General features: G+C 63.1%; 20 protein-coding genes. 13 read left to right on the forward strand and 7 right to left on the reverse strand.

Annotated elements, in window-relative coordinates; genetic code table 11:
- Window position 1 precedes the first annotated feature (1 nt).
- The 4 genes from IGS60_RS14820 to dapC all read right to left on the reverse strand — a co-directional run bounded on the left by IGS60_RS14820 (window position 2) and on the right by dapC (window position 4,220).
- Entirely contained in the window at window positions 2-1,549 is a 1,548-nt protein-coding gene (locus tag IGS60_RS14820) for an FAD-dependent oxidoreductase (RefSeq protein ID WP_230505221.1), read from the reverse strand.
- Between the two features lie 55 nt (window positions 1,550-1,604).
- Complete coding sequence (locus IGS60_RS14825; protein ID WP_230505223.1) at window positions 1,605-2,045, reverse strand: toxin-antitoxin system YwqK family antitoxin; 441 nt, start codon at window positions 2,043-2,045, stop codon at window positions 1,605-1,607.
- 100 nt (window positions 2,046-2,145) lie between these two features.
- Window positions 2,146-2,973, reverse strand: coding sequence for a 2,3,4,5-tetrahydropyridine-2,6-dicarboxylate N-succinyltransferase (gene dapD / locus IGS60_RS14830; RefSeq protein ID WP_070223998.1), 828 nt, complete (start codon window positions 2,971-2,973; stop codon window positions 2,146-2,148).
- Window positions 2,974-2,990: 17 nt separating this feature from the next.
- Complete coding sequence (dapC, locus tag IGS60_RS14835; protein ID WP_230505225.1) at window positions 2,991-4,220, reverse strand: succinyldiaminopimelate transaminase; 1,230 nt, start codon at window positions 4,218-4,220, stop codon at window positions 2,991-2,993.
- A gap of 186 nt (window positions 4,221-4,406) precedes the next feature.
- Here dapC and tsaB point away from each other — a divergent pair, with 186 nt between their 5' ends.
- The 4 genes from tsaB to IGS60_RS14855 are packed head-to-tail and all read left to right on the forward strand — an operon-like array spanning window position 4,407 to window position 7,423.
- Window positions 4,407-5,132: a tRNA (adenosine(37)-N6)-threonylcarbamoyltransferase complex dimerization subunit type 1 TsaB gene (gene tsaB / locus IGS60_RS14840; RefSeq protein WP_230505227.1), complete on the forward strand. Its 726-nt coding sequence runs from the start codon at window positions 4,407-4,409 to the stop codon at window positions 5,130-5,132.
- A complete protein-coding gene (rimI, locus tag IGS60_RS14845; RefSeq protein ID WP_230505229.1) occupies window positions 5,129-5,620 on the forward strand; it encodes a ribosomal protein S18-alanine N-acetyltransferase in 492 nt (163 codons plus the stop codon). Before tsaB ends, rimI begins: the two co-directional genes overlap by 4 nt.
- Complete coding sequence (locus IGS60_RS14850) at window positions 5,617-6,492, forward strand: uracil-DNA glycosylase (protein ID WP_230505231.1); 876 nt, start codon at window positions 5,617-5,619, stop codon at window positions 6,490-6,492. Before rimI ends, IGS60_RS14850 begins: the two co-directional genes overlap by 4 nt.
- The gene (locus IGS60_RS14855) at window positions 6,485-7,423 is read left to right on the forward strand and encodes a DUF1853 family protein (protein WP_230505233.1); all 939 of its coding nucleotides are present in this window, start codon (window positions 6,485-6,487) and stop codon (window positions 7,421-7,423) included. The genes IGS60_RS14850 and IGS60_RS14855 overlap by 8 nt, the downstream gene beginning before the upstream one ends.
- A gap of 36 nt (window positions 7,424-7,459) precedes the next feature.
- Here IGS60_RS14855 and lplT read toward each other — a convergent pair whose 3' ends face one another.
- On the reverse strand, window positions 7,460-8,722 hold the full coding sequence (lplT, locus tag IGS60_RS14860) for a lysophospholipid transporter LplT (RefSeq protein WP_230505235.1): 1,263 nt from the start codon (window positions 8,720-8,722) through the stop codon (window positions 7,460-7,462).
- Window positions 8,723-8,981: 259 nt separating this feature from the next.
- On the opposite strand from lplT, the gene alr reads away from it, so the two are divergent.
- From alr to fliD, 4 genes are all read left to right on the forward strand, one after another.
- Window positions 8,982-10,073, forward strand: coding sequence for an alanine racemase (gene alr / locus IGS60_RS14865; protein ID WP_230505237.1), 1,092 nt, complete (start codon window positions 8,982-8,984; stop codon window positions 10,071-10,073).
- A gap of 73 nt (window positions 10,074-10,146) precedes the next feature.
- The gene (gene radA / locus IGS60_RS14870) at window positions 10,147-11,523 is read left to right on the forward strand and encodes a DNA repair protein RadA (RefSeq protein WP_046683923.1); all 1,377 of its coding nucleotides are present in this window, start codon (window positions 10,147-10,149) and stop codon (window positions 11,521-11,523) included.
- A gap of 131 nt (window positions 11,524-11,654) precedes the next feature.
- Window positions 11,655-11,975 (forward strand): PilZ domain-containing protein, encoded by a 321-nt coding sequence (locus IGS60_RS14875; RefSeq protein ID WP_071650264.1) that lies wholly within the window; start codon window positions 11,655-11,657, stop codon window positions 11,973-11,975.
- Window positions 11,976-12,203: 228 nt separating this feature from the next.
- Entirely contained in the window at window positions 12,204-13,589 is a 1,386-nt protein-coding gene (gene fliD, locus IGS60_RS14880) for a flagellar filament capping protein FliD (RefSeq protein ID WP_099410908.1), read from the forward strand.
- A gap of 69 nt (window positions 13,590-13,658) precedes the next feature.
- On the opposite strand, the gene IGS60_RS14885 is transcribed toward fliD, so the two are convergent.
- Window positions 13,659-14,459, reverse strand: coding sequence for a helix-turn-helix domain-containing protein (locus IGS60_RS14885; protein ID WP_162995742.1), 801 nt, complete (start codon window positions 14,457-14,459; stop codon window positions 13,659-13,661).
- Window positions 14,460-14,559: 100 nt separating this feature from the next.
- Between IGS60_RS14885 and IGS60_RS14890 the strand changes: the two genes are divergently transcribed.
- From IGS60_RS14890 to IGS60_RS14900, 3 genes are all read left to right on the forward strand, one after another.
- Window positions 14,560-15,795 (forward strand): MFS transporter, encoded by a 1,236-nt coding sequence (locus tag IGS60_RS14890; protein WP_070311415.1) that lies wholly within the window; start codon window positions 14,560-14,562, stop codon window positions 15,793-15,795.
- 32 nt (window positions 15,796-15,827) lie between these two features.
- Window positions 15,828-16,322 (forward strand): ribonuclease E activity regulator RraA, encoded by a 495-nt coding sequence (gene rraA / locus IGS60_RS14895; protein WP_070223974.1) that lies wholly within the window; start codon window positions 15,828-15,830, stop codon window positions 16,320-16,322.
- 136 nt (window positions 16,323-16,458) lie between these two features.
- Window positions 16,459-17,100 (forward strand): choice-of-anchor C family protein, encoded by a 642-nt coding sequence (locus IGS60_RS14900; protein WP_070311416.1) that lies wholly within the window; start codon window positions 16,459-16,461, stop codon window positions 17,098-17,100.
- 108 nt (window positions 17,101-17,208) lie between these two features.
- Here IGS60_RS14900 and IGS60_RS14905 read toward each other — a convergent pair whose 3' ends face one another.
- Entirely contained in the window at window positions 17,209-17,592 is a 384-nt protein-coding gene (locus tag IGS60_RS14905; protein ID WP_070224176.1) for a MerR family transcriptional regulator, read from the reverse strand.
- 82 nt (window positions 17,593-17,674) lie between these two features.
- Between IGS60_RS14905 and IGS60_RS14910 the strand changes: the two genes are divergently transcribed.
- Both IGS60_RS14910 and IGS60_RS14915 read left to right on the forward strand, forming a co-directional pair.
- Entirely contained in the window at window positions 17,675-18,112 is a 438-nt protein-coding gene (locus IGS60_RS14910) for a hypothetical protein (RefSeq protein WP_230505239.1), read from the forward strand.
- 89 nt (window positions 18,113-18,201) lie between these two features.
- Window positions 18,202-20,019: a DUF4153 domain-containing protein gene (locus IGS60_RS14915; RefSeq protein WP_230505241.1), complete on the forward strand. Its 1,818-nt coding sequence runs from the start codon at window positions 18,202-18,204 to the stop codon at window positions 20,017-20,019.
- Window positions 20,020-20,063: the final 44 nt, after the last annotated feature.

A 20,063-nucleotide genomic window follows, 5' to 3' on the forward strand; every position in this document is an offset into this window, starting at 1 on the left:
CTTACACCGGCCGGGGCGCCGCCTTGCCCGGTTCGACGGGACCGAAATGCAGGCCCAGCCGCAAGGCCAGGGCGCGCAGGGCGCCGCTTTCCTGCAGGTGCAGGGCCAGCGCGATGTGGCCGTCGGGGCGCACGAGGTAGGCCGCGTCGCGGCCCAGGCCGGCCAGCTTGGCGGCCACGTTATAGGTATAGCAATGCACGGGCAGTTTCAGCACGCGCGCCTCGTCGAGCAGTTCGGGCGCCGGCTCGCCATAGATGTGCAATTGCCAATCCATGCTGCGCAGGGCGATAAAATTGTCTTGCGTGCCGTCCGAGAACCAGGGCAGGCGGTCGCCGCCGCGCAGGTATTCCGCATGGCCGGCAGACAAAGCGCTGTCTTCATAGCTGATCTCGATTTGCGACACGGTCTTGAACAGCAAGCGGCGCGCCCGCGCGAAGCCGGACAGGAAGGGCAGCGCGTGCGGCACCAGCCAGCGCCGCAGGAATTGCCCGGCGATGCCCTGCGCGACGATGGCCTGGAAGGCGCGGTCGGTGGTGGCGACGAGCTTGCGGGCAAAAACGATGCGCTCGCTTTCATAGGTGTCGAGCAGGGCATCGTTGCTTTGGCCATGCAGCTTTTGCGCCAGCTTCCAGGCCAGGTTGACGGCATCGCCCAGGCCCGTGTTCATGCCCTGGCCGCCCACGGGACTGTGCAAGTGGGCCGCGTCGCCCAAAATGAAGCAGCGGCGCGCACGGAACTGGCCCGCCACGCGGTGATGGACTTTATAGGTGGAAAACCAGTTCACGTGTTCGACGTGGATACCCAGCAGGGTTTCCACGTCGCCGCGCACATCGTCGAAGACGGGCGCGGGCGCGCCTTCGGGGCGGTCGGGCAGGATGCCGATCAGGCGCTGCATGCCGCTGGTGCGCACGGGCAGCATCAGCGCAAAAGAGTTCGCGCCCAGGTGGGCGTGCAAATCCGTATTCTTGCCGGCTACTTGCGCGTCCGCCACGTAGTACAAGTGGTCGTAGGTGCCGCCGGAAAAGTCAAAGCCGGCGATCTCGCGGACCTTGCTGCGGGCGCCGTCGCAGCCGCAGATATAGTCAAATGTACAATATTGTCGTTCGCCATTGTTGAGCAGGATGGCTTGCACTTCGCTATCGTCCTGCGTCCACAAGTCCAGCGTGACATTCCATTCCACGTGCACGCCGGCCGCCGCCAGCTTGCTGATCAGAAAGCGTTCATGCTCGTCCTGGGGCAGGCTCAGCACGAAAGGATAGGGGCTCAGGCCTTCGCCGATCTCGCCCAGCGCCAGTTTTACCAGCTCCTCGCCCCCTTCGTGGATGTGCATGGCATTGATCTTGATGCCCAGGCTGACCAGTTCGTCGGCAAAGCCCAGCTGCTGGTAAAACTCCAGGGTGCGCGCATGCACGGCCATGGCCCGCGACGCCTGCCCGGGGCCGCTGTCTTTATCGATGATGCGGCAATCGACGCCATGGCGCGCGAGGCGCAAGGCAAGCATGAGGCCGGTAGGACCGGCGCCGACGATCAATACGGGAGGAGTATTCATGCCATCCAGTATAGGACAGGATGGCGTAAGGCTGCGGGACGATTGGAGACGGTGCTCAGGCGCTGTTCAGGAGATGCGCGGCGCCTGCAATGGCGCCAATCTGACTGCTTCGCAGTTTTTTCAGCGTTGCAAATTGCGCGCCTGCTTCATCTATCCGATAGTTCTTGAGCTGAGTGCCCTGCGCGTCCCACACTTGTTCCTGGATACATATTCCGAGTTCATAGCGGCCATCGGATTTGCATGCGCCATTATCATGCCATTCACGGGCCGGGCCGTGTAGTATGTTCAGAGCAAACCATTCTTCGCGAATAAGTCTGCTCGCAGCCGACCATTGCCGGGAGATCCCGCTTTTCTGGCCATCGATAAAACTGGTTTCTGTCATTAATACGCCATCGGCATCGTTTTCAAATGCCATGCCGCTAAACGGCTTGCCGGCGTAGCACATCAGCAGGAAATCCTTTGATGGTTCCAACGCTTCGTAATCGACTCTGGACATGCTTTACCTTTAACAAGTGTTGCACTGGCGTGGACAGAAACGACAATGTCCCGCCGGAGCGGGACATTCAGGGTATTGCGTGCGCCTTGCGGCGCATTAATTAAATGCCGCGCAGGAGTTCGTTGATGCCGGTCTTGGCGCGGGTTTTTGCATCCACGCGCTTGACGATCACGGCGCAGTACAGCGAGTACTTGCCATCTTCCGAAGGCAGGTTGCCCGAGACCACGACGGAACCGGCCGGCACGCGGCCGTAGGTCACTTCGCCCGTGGCGCGGTCGTAGATCTTGGTCGACTGGCCGATGTACACGCCCATCGAGATGACGGAATTTTCTTCGACGATCACGCCTTCGACGATTTCCGAACGGGCGCCGATGAAGCAGTTGTCTTCGATGATGGTCGGGTTCGCTTGCATCGGTTCCAGCACGCCGCCGATGCCGACGCCGCCGGACAGGTGGACGTTCTTGCCGATCTGCGCGCAGGAACCGACGGTGGCCCAGGTGTCGACCATGGCGCCTTCATCGACGTAGGCGCCGATGTTGACGTAGGACGGCATCAGCACGACGTTCTTGGCGATGAAGCTGCCGCGGCGGGCAACGGCTGGCGGCACCACGCGGAAACCGCCTTTGGCGAAGTCTTCGGCCGTGTAGTTGGCGAACTTGGTCGGCACCTTGTCGTAGAACTGCATCGTGCCGTCGGACGGCAGGACGACGTTGTCTTCCAGGCGGAACGACAGCAGCACGGCTTTCTTGACCCACTGGTTGACGACCCAGTCGCCCGAGGTTTTTTCCGCCACGCGGATGCTGCCGTTGTCCAGGCCATTGATGACGTGGGAGACGGCGTCGCGCAGTTCGGCCGTGCCGTTGCGCGGATTGATCTCGGCGCGGTTTTCCCAGGCCTGGTCGATGATGGTTTGCAGTTGTTGGCTCATGATGATGTCTTATTCATTTAGTTGGTTGATGCGGATGCGGAAAGCTGCTGGCAGAATTTTACTATGCGCAACGCCGCTTCCAGCCCTTCGGCCGTTTCGGCCACCAGGGCCATGCGGATACGGTTGCGGCCGGGATTGATGCCGTGCGCGTCGCGCGCCAGATAGCTGCCAGGCAATACCGTGACATTATATTCGGCGTACAGGCGTTGCGCGAATTCGGTGTCGGACAGTCCCGTGCGGCTGACGTCGGCCCACAGGTAGAAGCCGGCGTCCGGCAATTGCACGTCCATCACCGATTGCAGCAGCGGCGTGATGGCGTCGAACTTGGCGCGGTACTTGGCGCGATTTTCCTCGACATGGGTTTCGTCGTTCCAGGCCGCGACGGAGGCCGCCTGCACGGCAGGGCTCATGGCGCCGCCGTGGTAGGTTCGGTAGAGCAGGAATTTTTTCAGTACTTCCGCGTCGCCGGCAACGAAGCCCGAGCGCATGCCCGGCACGTTCGAGCGCTTCGACAGGCTGGAAAACACCACCAGGCGCGCATACGGGCGCTCGATGGTGGACAGGCCCAGCATGTGGGCCGCCTGCAGCGCGCCCAGCGGGGGCGTGTCGCCGTGGTAGATCTCGGAATAGCATTCGTCGGCGGCGATGACGAAATCGTAGCGCTCGGACAGGGCGAACAGGTGTTCCCAGTCCGTCAGGGTCAGCACGGCGCCCGTCGGGTTGCCCGGCGAACACAGGAACAGCAGCTTGACCTTTTCCCACACGCTGGCCGGTACGCTGTCGTAGTCGCAGCCGAAATTGCGCGCCGGGTCGGAATTGACGAAATATGGTTCGGCGCCGGCCAGGTAGGCCGCGCCTTCATAGATCTGGTAAAACGGATTCGGGCTGATCACGAGCGAACCGGCTGCCGGATCGATCACCGTTTGCGCCAGCGCAAACAGCGCTTCGCGCGAACCGTTCACGGGCAGGATTTGCGTGGCAGGATTGAGCTTGGGGATGCCGTAGCGGCGTTCCAGCCAGCCGGCAATCGCGCTGCGCAAGGCTTCCGAACCGATGGTGGTCGGATAGCTGGCCAGGCCGTGGATATTGTCGACCAGCGCCTGCTCGATGAAGGCCGGCGTCGGGTGCTTGGGTTCGCCCATGCCCAGGCTGATGGGCGCATACTCGGGATTGACCGTCACGCCGGCAAACAGCTGGCGCAGCTTTTCGAATGGATATGGTTGCAGTTTAGCAAGAAGTGGATTCACGGAGCGGACCAGGGCAAGAGTGGGGTGATAGTGTCGCGTATGGATTGCCTGGCATGGCGCAATGACGCCGGTCAAGCAATCAGCTTAGCCTTTTATTATAGCCGTCCTCGGGCGCGGGCTGTGCAAGTGGGCTGTTGTTGACCTGTACGGCATGTCGCTCCCGGGCTTGGCAAGGTAAAATACGGCATGCCTATCTTACTTCCCACCCTGCTTGCCATTGAAACATCGTCCGAACTCGCGTCCTGCGCCTTGTTGCGCGGCGATGTCGTCCTGTCCCGCGCCTCGTCGGGCGTGCGCACCCATTCCCAGTCGATTCTGCCCATGGTGCAGGAATTGCTGGCCGAAGCGGGCGTGACCCTGGCCGACGTCGACGCCATCGCCTACGGCTCCGGCCCCGGCTCGTTTACGGGCGTGCGCACGGCCTGCGGCATCGCGCAGGGTCTGGCCTATGGCGCCAATTTGCCTGTCGTGCCCGTCGTCACGCTCGACGCCATGGCCCTCGCGTGCCACCAGCAGCATGGCTCACAGCGCATCGTGACCGTGCTCGACGCCCGCATGGGCGAAGTGTACTGGGCGCAATATGACTATCAAGATGGCTTGCAAGCCGTCTTGCCGCCGGCCTTGAGCGCGCCGGCCGGCGTGGCGCCGCAAGGCGACGTGACCGGCTGCGGCAACGGCTTTGGTGCCTACGCCGAAGCGCTGGCCGCGTTGCCGTGCGCCGCCACGGCCGACGCCGCCATCATGCCGCACGCCGTGCAAGTGGCGCAGCTGGCGCGCATCGCCTTTGCGGCCGGCCAGTGCGTGACGGCGGCCGATGCGCAGCCTTTGTACTTGCGCAACAAGATCGCTTATACCAGTGCCGAGCGCCTCGACATGCAACAGGCCAAGGCCGCTGCGGAGTCGGCGCAATGAGCGTAGCGGGCCAGGACAATGCTGCAGGCTGGGACTTGCTGCGCCTCGACTATCAGCCGATGCAGGAAGCGGACTTGATTGAGGTGCTGGCGCTGGAACAGCGCGTCTACCCGCATCCCTGGACGCACGGCAACTTTGTCGATTCCCTCAAGAGCGGCTACCCGGCCTGGGTGCTGCGCGACGTGGACGGCACCTTGCTTGGCTATTTCTTGCTGATGCTGGTCGTCGACGAGGCGCACTTGCTCAACGTTGCCGTCGAGGGCGCCATCCAGGGCCAGGGGCTGGGCCGCTTCCTGCTGAACCAGTCCTGCGCCTGCGCGCGCCAGCTGGGCATGGAATCGATGCTGCTGGAAGTGCGTCCGTCGAATGTCCGCGCGCTCGATATTTACCAGCGTTTTGGATTTGAACAGATAGGCCGGCGCAAGGGATACTATCCTGCCAGCAACTCGCAACGTGAGGACGCCATCGTGATGCGTTATACCTTATGAGCCGCAGCGCCGTTTTTCTCGATGAAATGGGCGTCGGCCCCTTGTGGCGCTTGCGCCAGGGCGCCGCGCCCGAGGTCGTGGATATTGTCGTCGAGGCTGCCGTGGAGGTGGAAGTCGTCGTGGCGGAGCCCGTGGCTGAGATGGCTGCACCTGTGGTCGAAGTGCTGGCCGAGGTGGCAGTCGTGGAGGCCGAGGCGCCCGTCGTCGTTGCCGCTACGCCAGTGCCTGCCGCCGCGCCTGACGACACGGCCTGGTTCGACGATGCGCCCCCGCCGCCGCCTGCCAGACAGCTGAGCGATATTGACATCGCCGCCCTCGACTGGGAAGGCTTGACGTCGGCGGTCGCCAAGTGCGCGCGCTGCGACTTGTGCAAGACGCGCAAGGGCGTCGTCATGGGCCGTGGCGACCGCCAGGGTGCGTGGCTGATGCTGGCCAGCAGCCCTTCGCGCCTGGAAGAACGCGAAGGGCGCGCCTTGCCGGGCGAGCAGGGCAAATTGCTCGACAATATGTTGAAAGCCATCGACGTCGACGCGGGGCGCGACGTGTACATCACGCACCTGCTGAAATGCCGTCCGCTTGACGAGACGGGCCAGGAACGCTTGCCCACCGAGGCCGAGTCGGCCGCCTGCCGTCCGTATTTTGACCGCGAACTGGCCCTGCTGCAGCCGCGCACCATCGTCACCCTCGGTTCGATGGCCGCCGCCGGCATCAATCCCGGCGAAAAACCCGTACGGGGCAAGGTGCGCCAGCTGGGCAGTGCGTCCGTCGTGGCCACCTTCCACCCAGAGCAACTGTTGCAGGACGGGACGGGCAAGGCCAAGGCGCGTGCCTGGGCCGACCTGTGCCTGGCGAAAAGCACGCACGGTGGTTGATACGGCCGTCTCTACCTTCCAAGCCCGCTTCGAACGCCGCTGGGGCCATCTGACGCACCCCCGCGTGCGGGCGCTGGCCTGGCTGCTCGATTCGCCCGACTTGCTCGATCCTGCCAGCCCCTACTGGGGCGGGCGCATCGCCAGCTTGCCCCCCGTCACGCCTGCCGTGGCGGCGTGGCTGGGGGCGCTGCAGGATGACCCGTCACCGCTCGATGCGGCGCTGGGGCCCCGATTCTATTCCCGCCTGGGCCTGTACGCTGAAAAGCTGCTGGCCTTTTATTTTGAGCAGCATGGAGTATTGCAAGCGCATGGCTTGCAAGTGCAGGTCAACCGCAACGACACGGTGGGCGAGTTCGATTTCCTGTTGCATGACGGAAATGACCTGCTGCACTGGGAATTTGCCACCAAGTTCTACCTGCTCGAAGGCGCGTCCGATCCCGGCGACTTCAACCATTTGATCGGCCCCAACCTGGCTGACACCCTGGGCTTGAAGATGCGTAAGATTCTCGACAAGCAACTGGCCTTGTCCCGCCATCCGGCCGCGCAAAGCCTGCTGGCGCAGCCCGTGCGCGCGGCGCACGCGCTGGTCAAGGGCTGGCTATTCTATGCGGCAGGCGCCACGCTGGCCATGGACGGTATTTCCCCCGAACACGGTCACGGTTTCTGGTGTACGCCGGCCCAACTGCCCGAGCAGCGCTACGTTGTGCTGCCGCGCCTGCAATGGCTGGCGCCGTTCAAGGGCCGCGACGTGGAAGTGCTCGACGTGGAGGCCCTGCGCACGCAGTTGTTTGATCTGGCGCAACCGGTGATGGTCGCCACCGTGGATACTATCGAAGGCTGGGAAGTGGAGCGCACGCGCGGTTTTGCCGTGCCGCATGACTGGACGCAGCAGGCTGCCGCGCGGCGGATAGCGGGTGCGCTACCTGCGTAATGTTGGGGTCAGACCCGGCGGGTCTGACCCCGGAAGTTAATGCTTCTGCTCGCCAATCAATGACAAGTTGTCATGCTCAGCCTGGTTCAGCTTGTGCTTGCGCATGATGGCGTACATGGTGCCGGCAACAAACAGACCGAACAGGGTGATGATGATATTGAGCGGCAGGTGCAAACGGATCATGATCGAATACACGGCCAGCATGGTGAGAATCGACAGGTTTTCATTGAAGTTCTGCACGGCGATGGAATGGCCTGCACTCATCAGCACGTGGCCGCGGTGTTGCAGCAGGGCATTCATGGGAACGACGAAGAAGCCGGACAGGGCGCCGATCAGGATCAGTAGCGGGTAGGCGATCCACACGGAGTGTACTTGCGTCATCATCATGACGATCACGCCCATGGCGATACCGAGCGGAATGACGGTCAGCGATTTGCGCAGCGGAATGAAGCGTGCCGACAGCACGGCGCCGGCGGCCACGCCGATGGCGACCACGCCCACCAGGCTGGTCGCCTTGTCGAACGGCATGTTCAGCGACTGCTTGGCCCATTCCAGCACGATCAGCTGCAAGGTGGCGCCGGCGCCCCAGAACAGGGTCGTCACGGCCAGGGTGATCTGGCCCAGCTTGTCTTTCCACAGGATGGAATAGCAATTGGCAAAATCGGTAATCAGTTTGATAGGATTGCGTTCCTGGTGCGGATACACGCAGCCCGTGTCGGGAATCTTCAGGTTGGCCAGGGTCGCCAGCGCATAGATGCCCACCACGACGCACAAGGCCGCTTCCGTCTTGCTGGTGATGCCCGTGTCGATCAGCGGAATGTCGATCGACAGCAGCATGTCGGACACGTGGCCGCTGACGAGCGCGCCGCCCATGACGGTGCCGAGGATGATGGAAGTGACGGTCAAGCCTTCGATCCAGCCATTCGCCGCCACGAGCTTTTCCGGCGGCAGCAGTTCCGTCAGGATGCCGTACTTGGCGGGCGAGTACACGGCCGCGCCGAAACCGACGACGGCGTAGGCCAGCAGCGGATGCACGTGGAAGAAGACGAGGGCGCAGCCGAAGATCTTGACCATGTTGGCGATGAACATGACCTTGCCTTTCGGCAGAGCATCCGCGAAGGCGCCGACAAAAGCGGCCAACAGCACGTAAAACAGCACGAACGACAATTTGAGCAGCGGCGTGATCCACGCCGGGGATTTCATGGACACCAATAAATCGACGGCGACAAAAAAGAGGGCGTTATCTGCCAGCGAGGAAAAGAACTGCGCCGCCATGATGGTATAAAAACCACGATTCATTCTGGATTGCCTGAAATCATATCTGGCTTGCTTTATACCACGAAAAAACAGCAAACCCCAAGTTTGGCAGGGGCTGCTTTGCATAGTCTTGCCTAAGCGAAGCTTAATTTTTCTGCCGTAGAAAAATACACATATATGTGAGCATTTTATACATGGTGTCCTGCGCGCCGGTCTCGGGCGCGCTGCGGACCTGCTTGCGGCTCCCGCTTGCGGCCCATCCGGTAAAATACGGCTTTCCCACCTGCCGTGAACGACGCATATGCCCAGGCCCCTCTTCGCCACCATCCATCTCGATGCCATGCAACACAATCTGGCGCGCGCCCGTGCCGGCGCCCGCGGCGCCAAAGTGTGGGCCGTCGTCAAGGCGAATGCCTATGGCCACGGCCTGGAACGGGCCATGCGGGGCTTTGCCGACGCCGATGGCCTGGCGCTGGTCGAGGTCGATTACGCCGTGCGTTTGCGCGAACTGGGCTGGACCAAACCCATCCTGCTGCTGGAAGGGTTTTTCGACGCCAGCGATTTGCCTGTCATGGCGCAATATGGATTGAATGGCAGCGTGCATTGCGAAGAACAGATCGCCATGCTGGCAGCGGCCCGCCTGCCGCACGCCATCGACGTGCACCTGAAAATGAATACGGGCATGAACCGCCTGGGCTTCACACCGCACGCCATCGCCGCCGCGTATGCGCGCTTGCGCGCCATGCCGCATATCGGCACGATCACCCTGATGACGCATTTCGCCAATGCGGACGAGGCGGGTCCCACGCGCTTGCCGTTGGAACAGCAGATGCTGCGTTTTGAGGCGGGCGCCTCCAGCATCGGTACGCCGCTGCCGCGCAGCCTGTGCAATTCGGCCGGCGTGCTGATGCACCATCTGGACAGCGACTGGGTGCGCCCCGGCATCATGCTGTATGGCGGCACGCCCAGCGGCGCCCCGGGCGGCACGTCCGCGCAGGCGTTCGGCTTGCTGCCCACGATGACCTTGCGCAGCAGCATTATCGGCATCCAGGACATCGCCGCCGGCGACGTGGTCGGCTACGGCAGCCGCTATGAAGCGGCCGGCAACGTCAAGGTGGGCGTGGTGGCCTGCGGCTACGCGGACGGCTACCCGCGCCACGCCCCCGAAGGCACGCCCGTGCTGGTCGACGGCGTGCGCACGGGGCTGATCGGCCGGGTGTCGATGGACATGCTGATGGTCGACCTGACCCACGTGCCGGGCGCCAAGGTCGGCAGCAGCGTCACCTTGTGGGGGCAGGGCATGCCGATCGACGAGGTGGCGCTGGCCGCCGGCACCATCGGCTACGAGCTCATGTGCGCACTGGCGCCGCGCGTGCCCGTGATCAAAGCGTAGGGTGACGCGGAAGCGCGGTTTGTATATACTGTATATATAACCAGTTATTTCATTTACCCGGGCAAAGTACACCATGGCAAAAGTCAAGACCATCTACACCTGCAGCGATTGCGGCGCCATCAGCAACAAATGGATGGGGCAATGCACCTCGTGCAACCAGTGGAATACCATGGTGGAAACTCTGCCCGAGACGGGCGGCAACAACCGCTATTCGAATCCGCAGCACATGTCGCTGGCGCAGACGGCGCCCGTGCTGTCGCTCGACGATATCGACGCCATCGACGTGCCCCGCTTCGGCACGGGCATCGAGGAATTCGACCGCGTGCTCGGTGGCGGCATGGTGGCGGGCGGCGTCGTGCTGATCGGCGGCGACCCCGGCATCGGCAAGTCGACCCTGCTGCTGCAGGCGCTGGCGAACATGTCGCACCACAAGCGCGTGCTGTACGTCAGCGGCGAGGAATCGGGCGCGCAGATCGCCCTGCGCGCCAAGCGCCTCGTCATCGACGCCAAGGAACTCAAATTGCAGGCGGAGATCCAGCTGGAAAAAATTCTCTCCACCTTGAACGACCTGAAGCCGGAAGTGGTGGTCATCGACTCGATCCAGACCGTGTATTCGGACGCCCTCAGCTCGGCGCCCGGTTCCGTGGCGCAAGTGCGCGAATGCGCGGCGCAGCTGACGCGGGCGGCCAAGCAGACGGGCGTGACGATCATTCTGGTCGGCCACGTGACGAAAGAGGGCGCGCTGGCCGGCCCCCGCGTGCTCGAGCATATCGTCGACACGGTGCTGTATTTCGAGGGCGACGCCCATTCCAGTTTCCGCCTCGTGCGCGCCATCAAGAACCGTTTCGGCGCCGTCAATGAGCTGGGGGTGTTCGCCATGACGGAAAAGGGCTTGAAAGGGGTGTCGAACCCGTCCGCGCTGTTCCTGTCGCAGCACGACAACCAGGTGCCTGGCTCGTGCGTGATGGTGACGCAGGAAGGCACGCGCCCCTTGCTGGTGGAAATCCAGGCCCTCGTCGACACGAGTCACTTGCCGAATGCGCGCCGGCTGTCCGTCGGCCTGGAACAGAACCGCCTGGCCATGCTGCTGGCCGTGGCGCACCGCCATGCGGGCATCGCCGCCTTCGACCAGGATGTGTTCATCAACGCCGTCGGCGGCGTCAAAATCACGGAACCGGCGGCCGACCTGGCCGTATTGTTGGCGATTAACTCGTCGATGCGCAACAAGCCCCTGCCGCGGGGACTCGTGGTGTTTGGCGAAGTGGGGCTGGCCGGCGAAATCCGCCCCGCGCCGCGGGGCCAGGAGCGCTTGCGCGAAGCGGCCAAGCTGGGCTTTACCCTGGCCGTGGTGCCCAAGTCCAACCTGCCGAAGCAAGTCATCGAAGGCCTCAAGGTCATCGGCGTCGAGCGCATTGACGAAGCGTTCAATAAATTGCGCGACCTGGAGTAAGAGTTGGTATGGTTTAAATGCCAAGCTTGAGGTAAGTCAAACAAAGTTTCCGTTTGGAACTATAATATTTGTCCGATGAATTCGCGTAGCGAGTTCGCGTCGACAATGAATTGATAGAGAAGCGGAATATAGTGTTAGTTGAGCAAAGGCAGGGCGCACGCAAGATATTGCGTGCCAAGGCAATGTTGGTGATGGACGGCGCGGACCCCGTGGCGGCGCGCACCCTTGACGTGGGGCCGGGCGGCATGACGGCCGTCATCGCGGAACCGCTGCCGACAGGCAAGCAGGGCAAGGTGCTGTTCGAGCTGTTTTACGATGGCGCGGCGCACATCATTGAGGCGCGCGTGTCCGTCTCGCACTGCATTTTCAGCAGTGCAGGTTTCAAGGTGGGACTCACTTTCCCGCAGCTGGACATGGCTGTCAGCAGCGCCATTTCGAGATTCATGCGCTGAAACAAGACAAGATCGGCTGCAAATGAAATGCGCTAAAATGGTGCATATGGGTTTGCAGTCAGGAAAAACCTGTTCTGTTCGCTGTTTTGATATTCCGGTAATACTGCATAATTATCAACCAGAAGAGGGACCTTGCCGCGCCACGCGCGCCTGCCGTCCGTTTCCAGCGCAGCACGGTCAAGACCTGAACCGTGTGCCATGACCATACACCCGACGGGAATGCCTACCATGTTTAATTCGACCATCAACAGCAGGGCTTACACCAACAACACGCAGCAGACGACGCAGGGCAATATCTCGGCCGATGTGTATGCGAAGGTGGAGCGCCAGATGCAGTCGCAGAACACGGGCGTCGTCAAGCTCAACGCCAGCCTGGCGCGCGACCAGGCCAAATTCTCGGGCCTGGGCCAGCTGCAATCGGCGCTGGCAAAATTCCAGACCGTGGCCAAGAACATGGCCGGCAGCGGCCTGGCCACGTCGGCCACGTCGAGCACCAAGGATGTGCTGAGCGCCACCACCACCGACAAGGCCGTCAGCGGCAGCCATGAGCTGAACGTCAAACAACTCGCGCAGGGACAGACCCTGCTCAGCGGCGCGCAGAAATCGTCGAGCGCGGCCATCGGCACGGGGGCGCCGGCGCTGGTCAAAATCGAAGTGGGCACGGCCGACGGCAAGCAATTTACGCCCGGCAGCGGCAAGGTCATTTCGCTGACGATAGACAGCAGCAACAATAGCCTTGACGGTATCGCCGCCGCGCTCAAGCAGCAGGGCGTCGATGCCAGCGTGGTGAAGGGCGCCGATGGCTATTCGCTGGCCATCAATGGCAAGAGCGGCGCCGACAGCAGCATGCGCATCAGCGTGTCCGGCGACGCTGCCGTCAGCAACCTGCTCAGCTATGCACCCGGCGCCGGCAAGGGCCTGCAGCAGACGGCCGCCGCGCAGGATGCGCTGCTCACCGTCGACGGCAAGGAGATCAAGAGCGCCACGAATACCTTGACGACGGCGGTCGAGGGCGCCACCATCGAATTGAAGAAAAAGGGCACGACCGATCTCGTCATCGCCAAGGACAGCAGCCAGATCGCGACCAATGTGGCCAGCTTCGTCACGGCCTACAATGAACTCAACAGCAAGCTGCAAAGCCTGCAGCAGGGCGACTTGAAATCCGACACGGCCCTGGGTCAGGTGCGTTCGCAGATGGAGCAAGTGCTGCGCACGGCCAGCACGGGCGTGCCCGCCTCCATCCTCAGCAGTGCTGGCGTGACCTTGGGCAAAAGCGGAGAACTGGTGCTCGACGATAAAAAACTCAAGGCCGCCATCGCGGCCGATCCGGATGCCGTCAGCAAGTTGTTTACGAATAACGGCAAGGGCGTGGCCGACCAGTTTTCCAGCAAGATCGGCGAGCTGACAGGTGAAACGAGCATCATCCGCAAGGAAGTGCAGACGGTCGGCAAGGACATCACCACGCTGACCAACAAGAAAGCCGTGCTGGCCAAGGCGCTGACGGCCCAGGCGCAGGCGCTGATCAAAGCCTATTCGGCCCAGGAACAGATGGGAACGAACTCGGCCTTGCCGGGCTATACGGGCAAGAATTCCCTCTTCGACTTCATGGCCTGAGGGCGCACCGCTAAAGCGCCCATGGCGGTGTTGCACCGCCTTGCCCTGAGCACGATATCGGCGCGCTTGCTATATTCGTTCGCCCTGCGCAAAGAAGGCCGATGGCGAACTGCCGAAGGTTTTCTTGAACATGGCGGAAAAGGCCGACTGGCTGGCGTAGCCCAGTTCTTCGGCCACCTGCGACAGCGGCACGCCGCGCGCGATCAGGGGCGCCGCGTGCGCCAGGCGCACCTGCTGGCGCCACTGGCCAAAACTCATGCCCAATTCGCGTTCGAACAGCCGCGCCAGGGTGCGTTCCGAGGCGCCGACCAGCTGTGCCCAGTGTTCCAGGGTCTGATTCAGACCCGGTTTCTCGATCAGGCTGTCGCACAGGGTCTTCAGGCGCTTGTCGCTGGGCAAGGGGACGCGGATGGGGCGCGTGGCCGAGCGTTTCAATTCATCGAGGATCAGTTCGGCCAGCAGCGCTTCGCGCGCCGGTTCCTGGCCCGGGTCCAGCTGTTCCAGTGCCATGATCAGCTGGCGCAGCAGGTTCGACACTTCCAGCACCTTGCAATCCTGGCCCGCGAACGGCGCGCGTGCGGCGTGGATGCACAGGGGGCGCAAGCGGGTTTTTTCCAGTATCGTGACGGCATGCTCCACGTTGGGCGCGATCCAGATGGCGCGCATGGGCGGCAGCACCCAGCTGCTGTTGTTGGCAGTGATGCGCAGCACGCCTTCGAGCGCCATCGTGACCTGGCCCCAGGGGTGGGTATGCGGTAACAAGAATTCATCGGGTTGCAGGTCGCGCGCGATCATCGTCACGGGGATGGTCGCGCTGGGCGCTTCCCGCGGCGGACACATGCGGGTATGGTGGAGGATAGGTACACCCATCAGCTTGGCCTTAATTCGATAAATTATGTCATCCTGTCGGAAAACAGACGATGATATTTTGCATACACTTGAGCTTCACCAGTATAAGACAGGGTATGACATGATAACAACTAACTCAGCATCCGAACTTCCAACCTTGCGCAGCGATGCGCGCGTCATCGCCCTGGTGGGGCTGGCGCATGGCGTGTCGCACTTCTACCATCTGATCCTCGCGGCCCTGTTCGTCTGGCTGAAACCCGCATTCGACCTGTCGTATGCGGAGCTGGGCCTGCTGATGACGGTGTTTTTCATCATCTCGGGCGTGGGGCAGGCGCTGGCCGGCTTTGTCGTCGATCGCTTCGGCGCCCGCGCCGTGCTGTTTTCCGGCGTCTTTCTGCTGGGCGTGTCGGCGCTGGCCCTGTCCACCGCGCACAGCTATGCGGCGCTGATGCTGGGCGCCATGCTGGCCGGCATGGGTAACAGCGTGTTCCATCCGGCCGACTATACCATCCTCAACCAGCGCGTTTCGGCGGCCCGCGTGGCCTACGGTTTTTCCGTGCATGGCATCAGCGGCAACATCGGCTGGGCCCTGGCACCGCTGTTCATGACCTATGTCGCCACCCATTATGACTGGCGAATCGCGCTGCAATGCGCGGCCGTGCTGCCGTTCGGCGTGCTGCTGATCCTGTTCCTGAACCGTCATGCCATCCGCCCCGAGCCTGTCAAGAAGGCCGCAGCGGGTCAGCCGGCTGGCGGCGAAGGCACCCTGGATTTCCTGCGCCTGCCCGCCGTGTGGATGTGCTTTGCCTTCTTCTTCATTACCGCCATCGCCCTGGGCGGCATCCAGAGCTTTGCCAGCGTGGCCCTCGTCAAGCTGTACGGCATGAGCCTGGCGTTGGCCACCAGCGCCTACACGGCCTATATGCTGGCCTCGGCCGTGGGCATGCTGGCCGGCGGCGTGGTGGGCGCGCGCAGCAAGCAGCCGGACCGCAACGTGGCGATCGCCTTTTCCGCCGCCGCGCTGCTGGCCGTGCTGCTGTCCATGGCCGTCGTGCCGGCCTGGGGCGCGGTGGTGCTGATGGGCGCCATCGGCTTGACCTCGGGCGTGGCGGGGCCGTCGCGCGACCTGATGATACGCGCGGCGGCGCCGAAGAATGCCACCGGGCGCGTGTATGGCGTCGTGTATTCGGGCCTCGACAGCGGCCTGGCCGTCGGTCCGCTGTTCTTTGGCGCGCTGATGGATGGCGACCATCCGGCTCTGTTGTTCGTGTTCATCGGCCTGTTCCAGGCGCTGGCGATTGCCACGGCCGTGGGAGTGGGCGGCAAAACACGTGCCGCCGCGCTGCAAAAAGCATAGAATCGTTGCCATCTGCTACGAAAGGAATCCCCATGACCTTTGCTACCACCGACCTGTGCGACGACTATGCGGCCATGCTCGACGACGGCACTCTGGCCGTGCTGCCGCCCGTGTACCGCGCTTTCGGCCAGCGCGTGCGTTTCAGCGGGCCCGCCACCACCTTGCAAGTGTTCGAGGACAACGCCCTCGTGCGCAGCACGCTGGAAACGCCGGGCCAGGGCCACGTGCTGGTCATCGATGGCGGCGGCAGCCTGCGCCGCGCGCTGGTGGGTGGTCAACTGGGCGTGCTGGCCGAAAGCAATGGCTGGGCCGGCATCGTTGTCGATGGCTGCATTCGCGACAGCGAGGAAATCAATGTCTGCCAGATCGGCGTGCGCGCCCTGGCCACGCATCCGCGCAAGAGCAACAAGACGGGCGCCGGCCAGCGCGACGTGCGTGTGCAGCTCAGCGGCGTGGCCGTGCATCCGGGCGACTGGATCTATGCCGATGCGGACGGCATCCTGGTAGCGCGGCAGGAACTCGATTGACGGCGCAGCGCGCCTGAAAGCGTTGCAAATTATCTACATTCAATATATTTCTGTAAAGTTCTTTGATTTTCATCAAGGCTGAGATATGATTTCACTTAAGGAAACTTTAATATTAATAAGGCAAGGAAATCAGATCATGAAAATCGCCACCATCGCAGCAGTTGTCGCCCTGTTTGCCGCAGGTACCGCCAGCGCCAGCCCCGTCAACCTGATTACGAACGGCAATTTTGACACGGTCGCTTCCGGCTACACCTTCGACAGCGGTTTTAAAGTCGTCAACAGCGGTTCTTCGGCCATCACGGGCTGGACCGTGGGCGCCAGCTCCGTCGACCTGATCCGCAATGCGTATAACGCCATCGATGGCTACAGCATCGATATGCTGGGCACGCCTGGTCCTGGTTTCCTGTCGCAAAATTTCAATGTCGTTGCCGGCCAGACTTACAATCTGAGCTTTGACATGGCGCGCAATTCCGGCGGCCCCGCAGGCCAGGGCGTGAGCGTCAATTTCGGTGGCGCGGCCGGTAATTTCTACTCGACCGCTGCCGCGTCCAACACCTTGTACAGCAACACCCTGAGTTTCACTGCCGCTTCCACCGGCCTGGCGACCCTGTCGTTTGCCAGTGCCGCCAAGGCCGGCACGTCATTCGATAATTACTCGGGCGCCGTCATCGACAACGTGTCCGTGATGGCCGCCGTGCCGGAACCGGAAACCTACGCCATGCTGCTGGCCGGCCTGGGCCTGATGGGTTTCCTGCGCCGCCGCAAGGCTGCCAAGTAAGCCGGGGTTGCCCGACATCAAACCGCCTGCTGCCATGCACAGGCGGTTTTTTGACGTCAGGGGTCTTGCGCGTTGCCCGCGCCCAGCAGGAACATCCACGGCAGCAGTTCAGGGATTCGCACCGGCATCGCCGCGCAACGGGCACGCCGCCGCTGCCGCCCCCATACGCCGCACCAGTTCGCCACGCAACTGCGTCAGTCCATCGATGCGCGCATCGATTTCACCGAGCTTGCGCGCCAGCGCCGCGCGCAGCAGGTCCGCCGTGGCGGGATCGCCGGCGGCCGCCAGCAGCGGCATGTCGGCTTCGATTTCCGCCAGGGTAAAGCCCAGCTGCTGCGCCGTGCGCAGGTAGCGCAGCCAGTCGGCCGCTTCGGGCGGGTAGTCGCGGTAGCCATTCGCGCCGCGCCGCGCGCGCAGCAAGCCCCGTTTTTCATAGAAGCGCAGGGTATCGCGGCTCAAGCCCGTCGCCTGCGCCATTTCGCCGATCTGCATGGTTCTTTTCTTTCATAAAATGCTTGACCCTGGAGTGTACTCCAGCCTCGATCATGGGCGCTTTCCACTGACAGGAGTTCCCATGTTGTCCCTTTCCGCCTTCCGCCGCGTGGTGCGCGCCAGCGCCATTTATGATGTGCTCATGACGGCCCCGTTTCTCACGCCGTGGACGTTTTTGCTGCTGCGCGAGCACTTGAACGTCCTCAATGTGGGCCTGGGCGGCGCGCCGCTGCCTCTCTTCGAGCCCTTGCATCTGCTGATCAGCAGCTTGTTTGGCAGCGTGGTGATGGTCTGGTCCGTGCTGCGCATGCTTGACCCGCAGCCGCGCTTCGGCCGCTACGACGCGGCGGCGCGCTACCTGTTTTCCACCTGGATGGCGTGGGCCTTGCTGGAGACGGGCCAGCCTTTGTTGTGGCTGTTCCTCGTGCCGGAACTGGCCTGGGGCCTCGCGCAGAGCCTGCCATTGCACCGCGCCGGGGATGGGCGGGAAGGGCGCGCGCACGAATCGCTGTTGAGATGAATATAACGAAATGCAATAATGGGCGTGCTTTACAGCAATAAACGACTATTAAAGGAATGACTATGCAGCAGGATGCCGCAGGAAAAAACATGGCGTTGCTCGATCCGGTGGTGGCGCCGCGCATCGCGTTAACGCGCCTGGTGACGGGCCTGCTGCAAGGCTTGCTGCTGTACTGGCTGTACAGCACCGCGCAGGACAAGGTGTGGCCCGCCACGGAAGCCTACCTGCTGGGGCCGCTGATGCTGATCAGCTTGCTGCTGCCCATCCTGCTGGTGTCCAGCCTGGGCCATATGTCGGTGAAGCGCATCGCGCTGTGGATGGCGGGCGCGGCCGTCGTGCTGGCCGTGCTGGCCTGGCATGACGTGGCGCGCGGCGCTGAACACGTGATCTGGGGCAATTACAAGCCGGGCGCGCCCCTGCGCGTCATTTCCGCCCAGCTGTTCGGTTTCTGCGTCGTCGGCTTGTATATCGCCCACGCGCTGGTGCTGGCCAGCGCCCAGGATGGCCAGCGCATCGCCCGCTATCCGACCTACTTTGAAATCGCCTGGAAGCTGGGCATCCAGTTGCTGTTCTCCCTGCTGTTCGTGCTGGGCCTGTGGCTGGTGCTGTGGCTGGGCGGGCAGCTGTTTCTGCTGATCAAGCTCAGTTTCCTGAAAAAGCTGCTGGGCCAGGCCTGGTTCGTGATTCCCGTCATCTGCTTCGCGTTCTCGTTCGCCATCCACATCACGGACGTGCGCCCATCCATCGTGCGCGGCATCCGCACCTTGCTGCTGGTGCTGCTGTCGTGGCTGGTGCCGATTGCCGCCGTGCTCGTCTCCGGCTTCCTGCTGACCTTGCCATTCATCGGCTTCGAGCGCCTGTGGGCCACGCGCCATGCGGCGTCCGTGTTGCTGGGCATGGCCGGCGTGCTGGTGGTGCTGATCAATGCCGCCTTCCAGAATGGCGAAGTGGGCCATGGCGTGGCGCGCGGCATCCGCCTCGGCACGCGCCTGGCATGTTTGCTGCTGCCGTGGGTGGTGGGCATCGCCATCTATGCGCTGACCCTGCGCGTGATGTCGCATGGCTGGACGTCCGACCGCTTGATCGCCGCCGCCTGCCTGCTGATCGCCACCTGCTACGCCGCCGGCTATGCCTGGGCGGCCAGCAAGTACGGCGACTGGCTGCACCTGATCGCCAACGTCAACGTGGCGACCGCCTTTGTTACCCTGCTGGTGTTGTTCGCCCTGTTCTCGCCGCTGGCCGACCCGGCGCGCATTTCCGTGGCCAGCCAGATGGCGCGCCTGGAAAGCGGCAAGGTTGGCGTGGACAAGTTCGATTTCGAATACCTGCGCTTCCAGGGCGCCCGCTACGGCCAGGCCGCCTTGCAGGAACTCAAGACGCGCACGACGGGCCCGGATGCCGCCATCGTGCGGGCCCGTGCCGAGGCCATGCTCAAGCGCCAGAACCGTCTCGACGAGACGGGCGCGCTGAGCGACGTGTCGATCAACCTGACCCTGCGCCCGGCCACGGCCAAGCTGCCGCAGAGTTTCCTGCGCCAGGACTGGACGCAAGTGAGCCCGGCCTGGCGCCTGCCTGCCTGCCTGAAGCGGGCAGGACCCCAGTGCGACGCCTACCTGCTCGATTTCGATGGCGACGGCAAGCAGGACGTGCTGCTGATCAGCAATGACCCGCGGGCCTCATCCGTCTTGCTGGCCGAGAAGGACGACGGCAGCTGGACCGCGCGCGGGCAAATCCCCACCGACGCCCTGCGCTGCAAGCCCCTGCGCGAAAAACTGCAGGCGGGCGAGTTCCAGCTGGTGCCGCCGAAAGTGCGCGAGCTGGAAGTCGACGGCCAGCGCGTACCGATGACCTTGTATACGCCAGAGGACGAGGTCAGCTGCCCGGAGGAGACGGCGCCGGGTCCCTGAATGGCCATCCAGGTCAGGCCGTTGGCAAGCACGCTGGTCATGAT

Source organism: Janthinobacterium sp. FW305-128 (assembly GCF_020858135.1).
GTDB lineage: Bacteria > Pseudomonadota > Gammaproteobacteria > Burkholderiales > Burkholderiaceae_D > Janthinobacterium.

What these genes read in the sequence shown, in the direction of transcription:
- dapD (WP_070223998.1), bottom strand. Translation starts at nt 2,973, where the DNA reads ATGAGCCAACAACTGCAAACCATCATCGACCAGGCCTGGGAAAACCGC.
- IGS60_RS14850 (WP_230505231.1), top strand. Translation starts at nt 5,617, where the DNA reads ATGAGCCGCAGCGCCGTTTTTCTCGATGAAATGGGCGTCGGCCCCTTG.
- rraA (WP_070223974.1), top strand. Translation starts at nt 15,828, where the DNA reads ATGACCTTTGCTACCACCGACCTGTGCGACGACTATGCGGCCATGCTC.
- IGS60_RS14910 (WP_230505239.1), top strand. Translation starts at nt 17,675, where the DNA reads ATGTTGTCCCTTTCCGCCTTCCGCCGCGTGGTGCGCGCCAGCGCCATT.
- lplT (WP_230505235.1), bottom strand. Translation starts at nt 8,722, where the DNA reads ATGAATCGTGGTTTTTATACCATCATGGCGGCGCAGTTCTTTTCCTCG.
- IGS60_RS14820 (WP_230505221.1), bottom strand. Translation starts at nt 1,549, where the DNA reads ATGAATACTCCTCCCGTATTGATCGTCGGCGCCGGTCCTACCGGCCTC.
- tsaB (WP_230505227.1), top strand. Translation starts at nt 4,407, where the DNA reads ATGCCTATCTTACTTCCCACCCTGCTTGCCATTGAAACATCGTCCGAA.
- fliD (WP_099410908.1), top strand. Translation starts at nt 12,204, where the DNA reads ATGTTTAATTCGACCATCAACAGCAGGGCTTACACCAACAACACGCAG.
- IGS60_RS14890 (WP_070311415.1), top strand. Translation starts at nt 14,560, where the DNA reads ATGATAACAACTAACTCAGCATCCGAACTTCCAACCTTGCGCAGCGAT.
- radA (WP_046683923.1), top strand. Translation starts at nt 10,147, where the DNA reads ATGGCAAAAGTCAAGACCATCTACACCTGCAGCGATTGCGGCGCCATC.
- IGS60_RS14825 (WP_230505223.1), bottom strand. Translation starts at nt 2,045, where the DNA reads ATGTCCAGAGTCGATTACGAAGCGTTGGAACCATCAAAGGATTTCCTG.
- rimI (WP_230505229.1), top strand. Translation starts at nt 5,129, where the DNA reads ATGAGCGTAGCGGGCCAGGACAATGCTGCAGGCTGGGACTTGCTGCGC.
- IGS60_RS14885 (WP_162995742.1), bottom strand. Translation starts at nt 14,459, where the DNA reads ATGGGTGTACCTATCCTCCACCATACCCGCATGTGTCCGCCGCGGGAA.
- IGS60_RS14900 (WP_070311416.1), top strand. Translation starts at nt 16,459, where the DNA reads ATGAAAATCGCCACCATCGCAGCAGTTGTCGCCCTGTTTGCCGCAGGT.
- alr (WP_230505237.1), top strand. Translation starts at nt 8,982, where the DNA reads ATGCCCAGGCCCCTCTTCGCCACCATCCATCTCGATGCCATGCAACAC.
- IGS60_RS14905 (WP_070224176.1), bottom strand. Translation starts at nt 17,592, where the DNA reads ATGCAGATCGGCGAAATGGCGCAGGCGACGGGCTTGAGCCGCGATACC.
- IGS60_RS14915 (WP_230505241.1), top strand. Translation starts at nt 18,202, where the DNA reads ATGGCGTTGCTCGATCCGGTGGTGGCGCCGCGCATCGCGTTAACGCGC.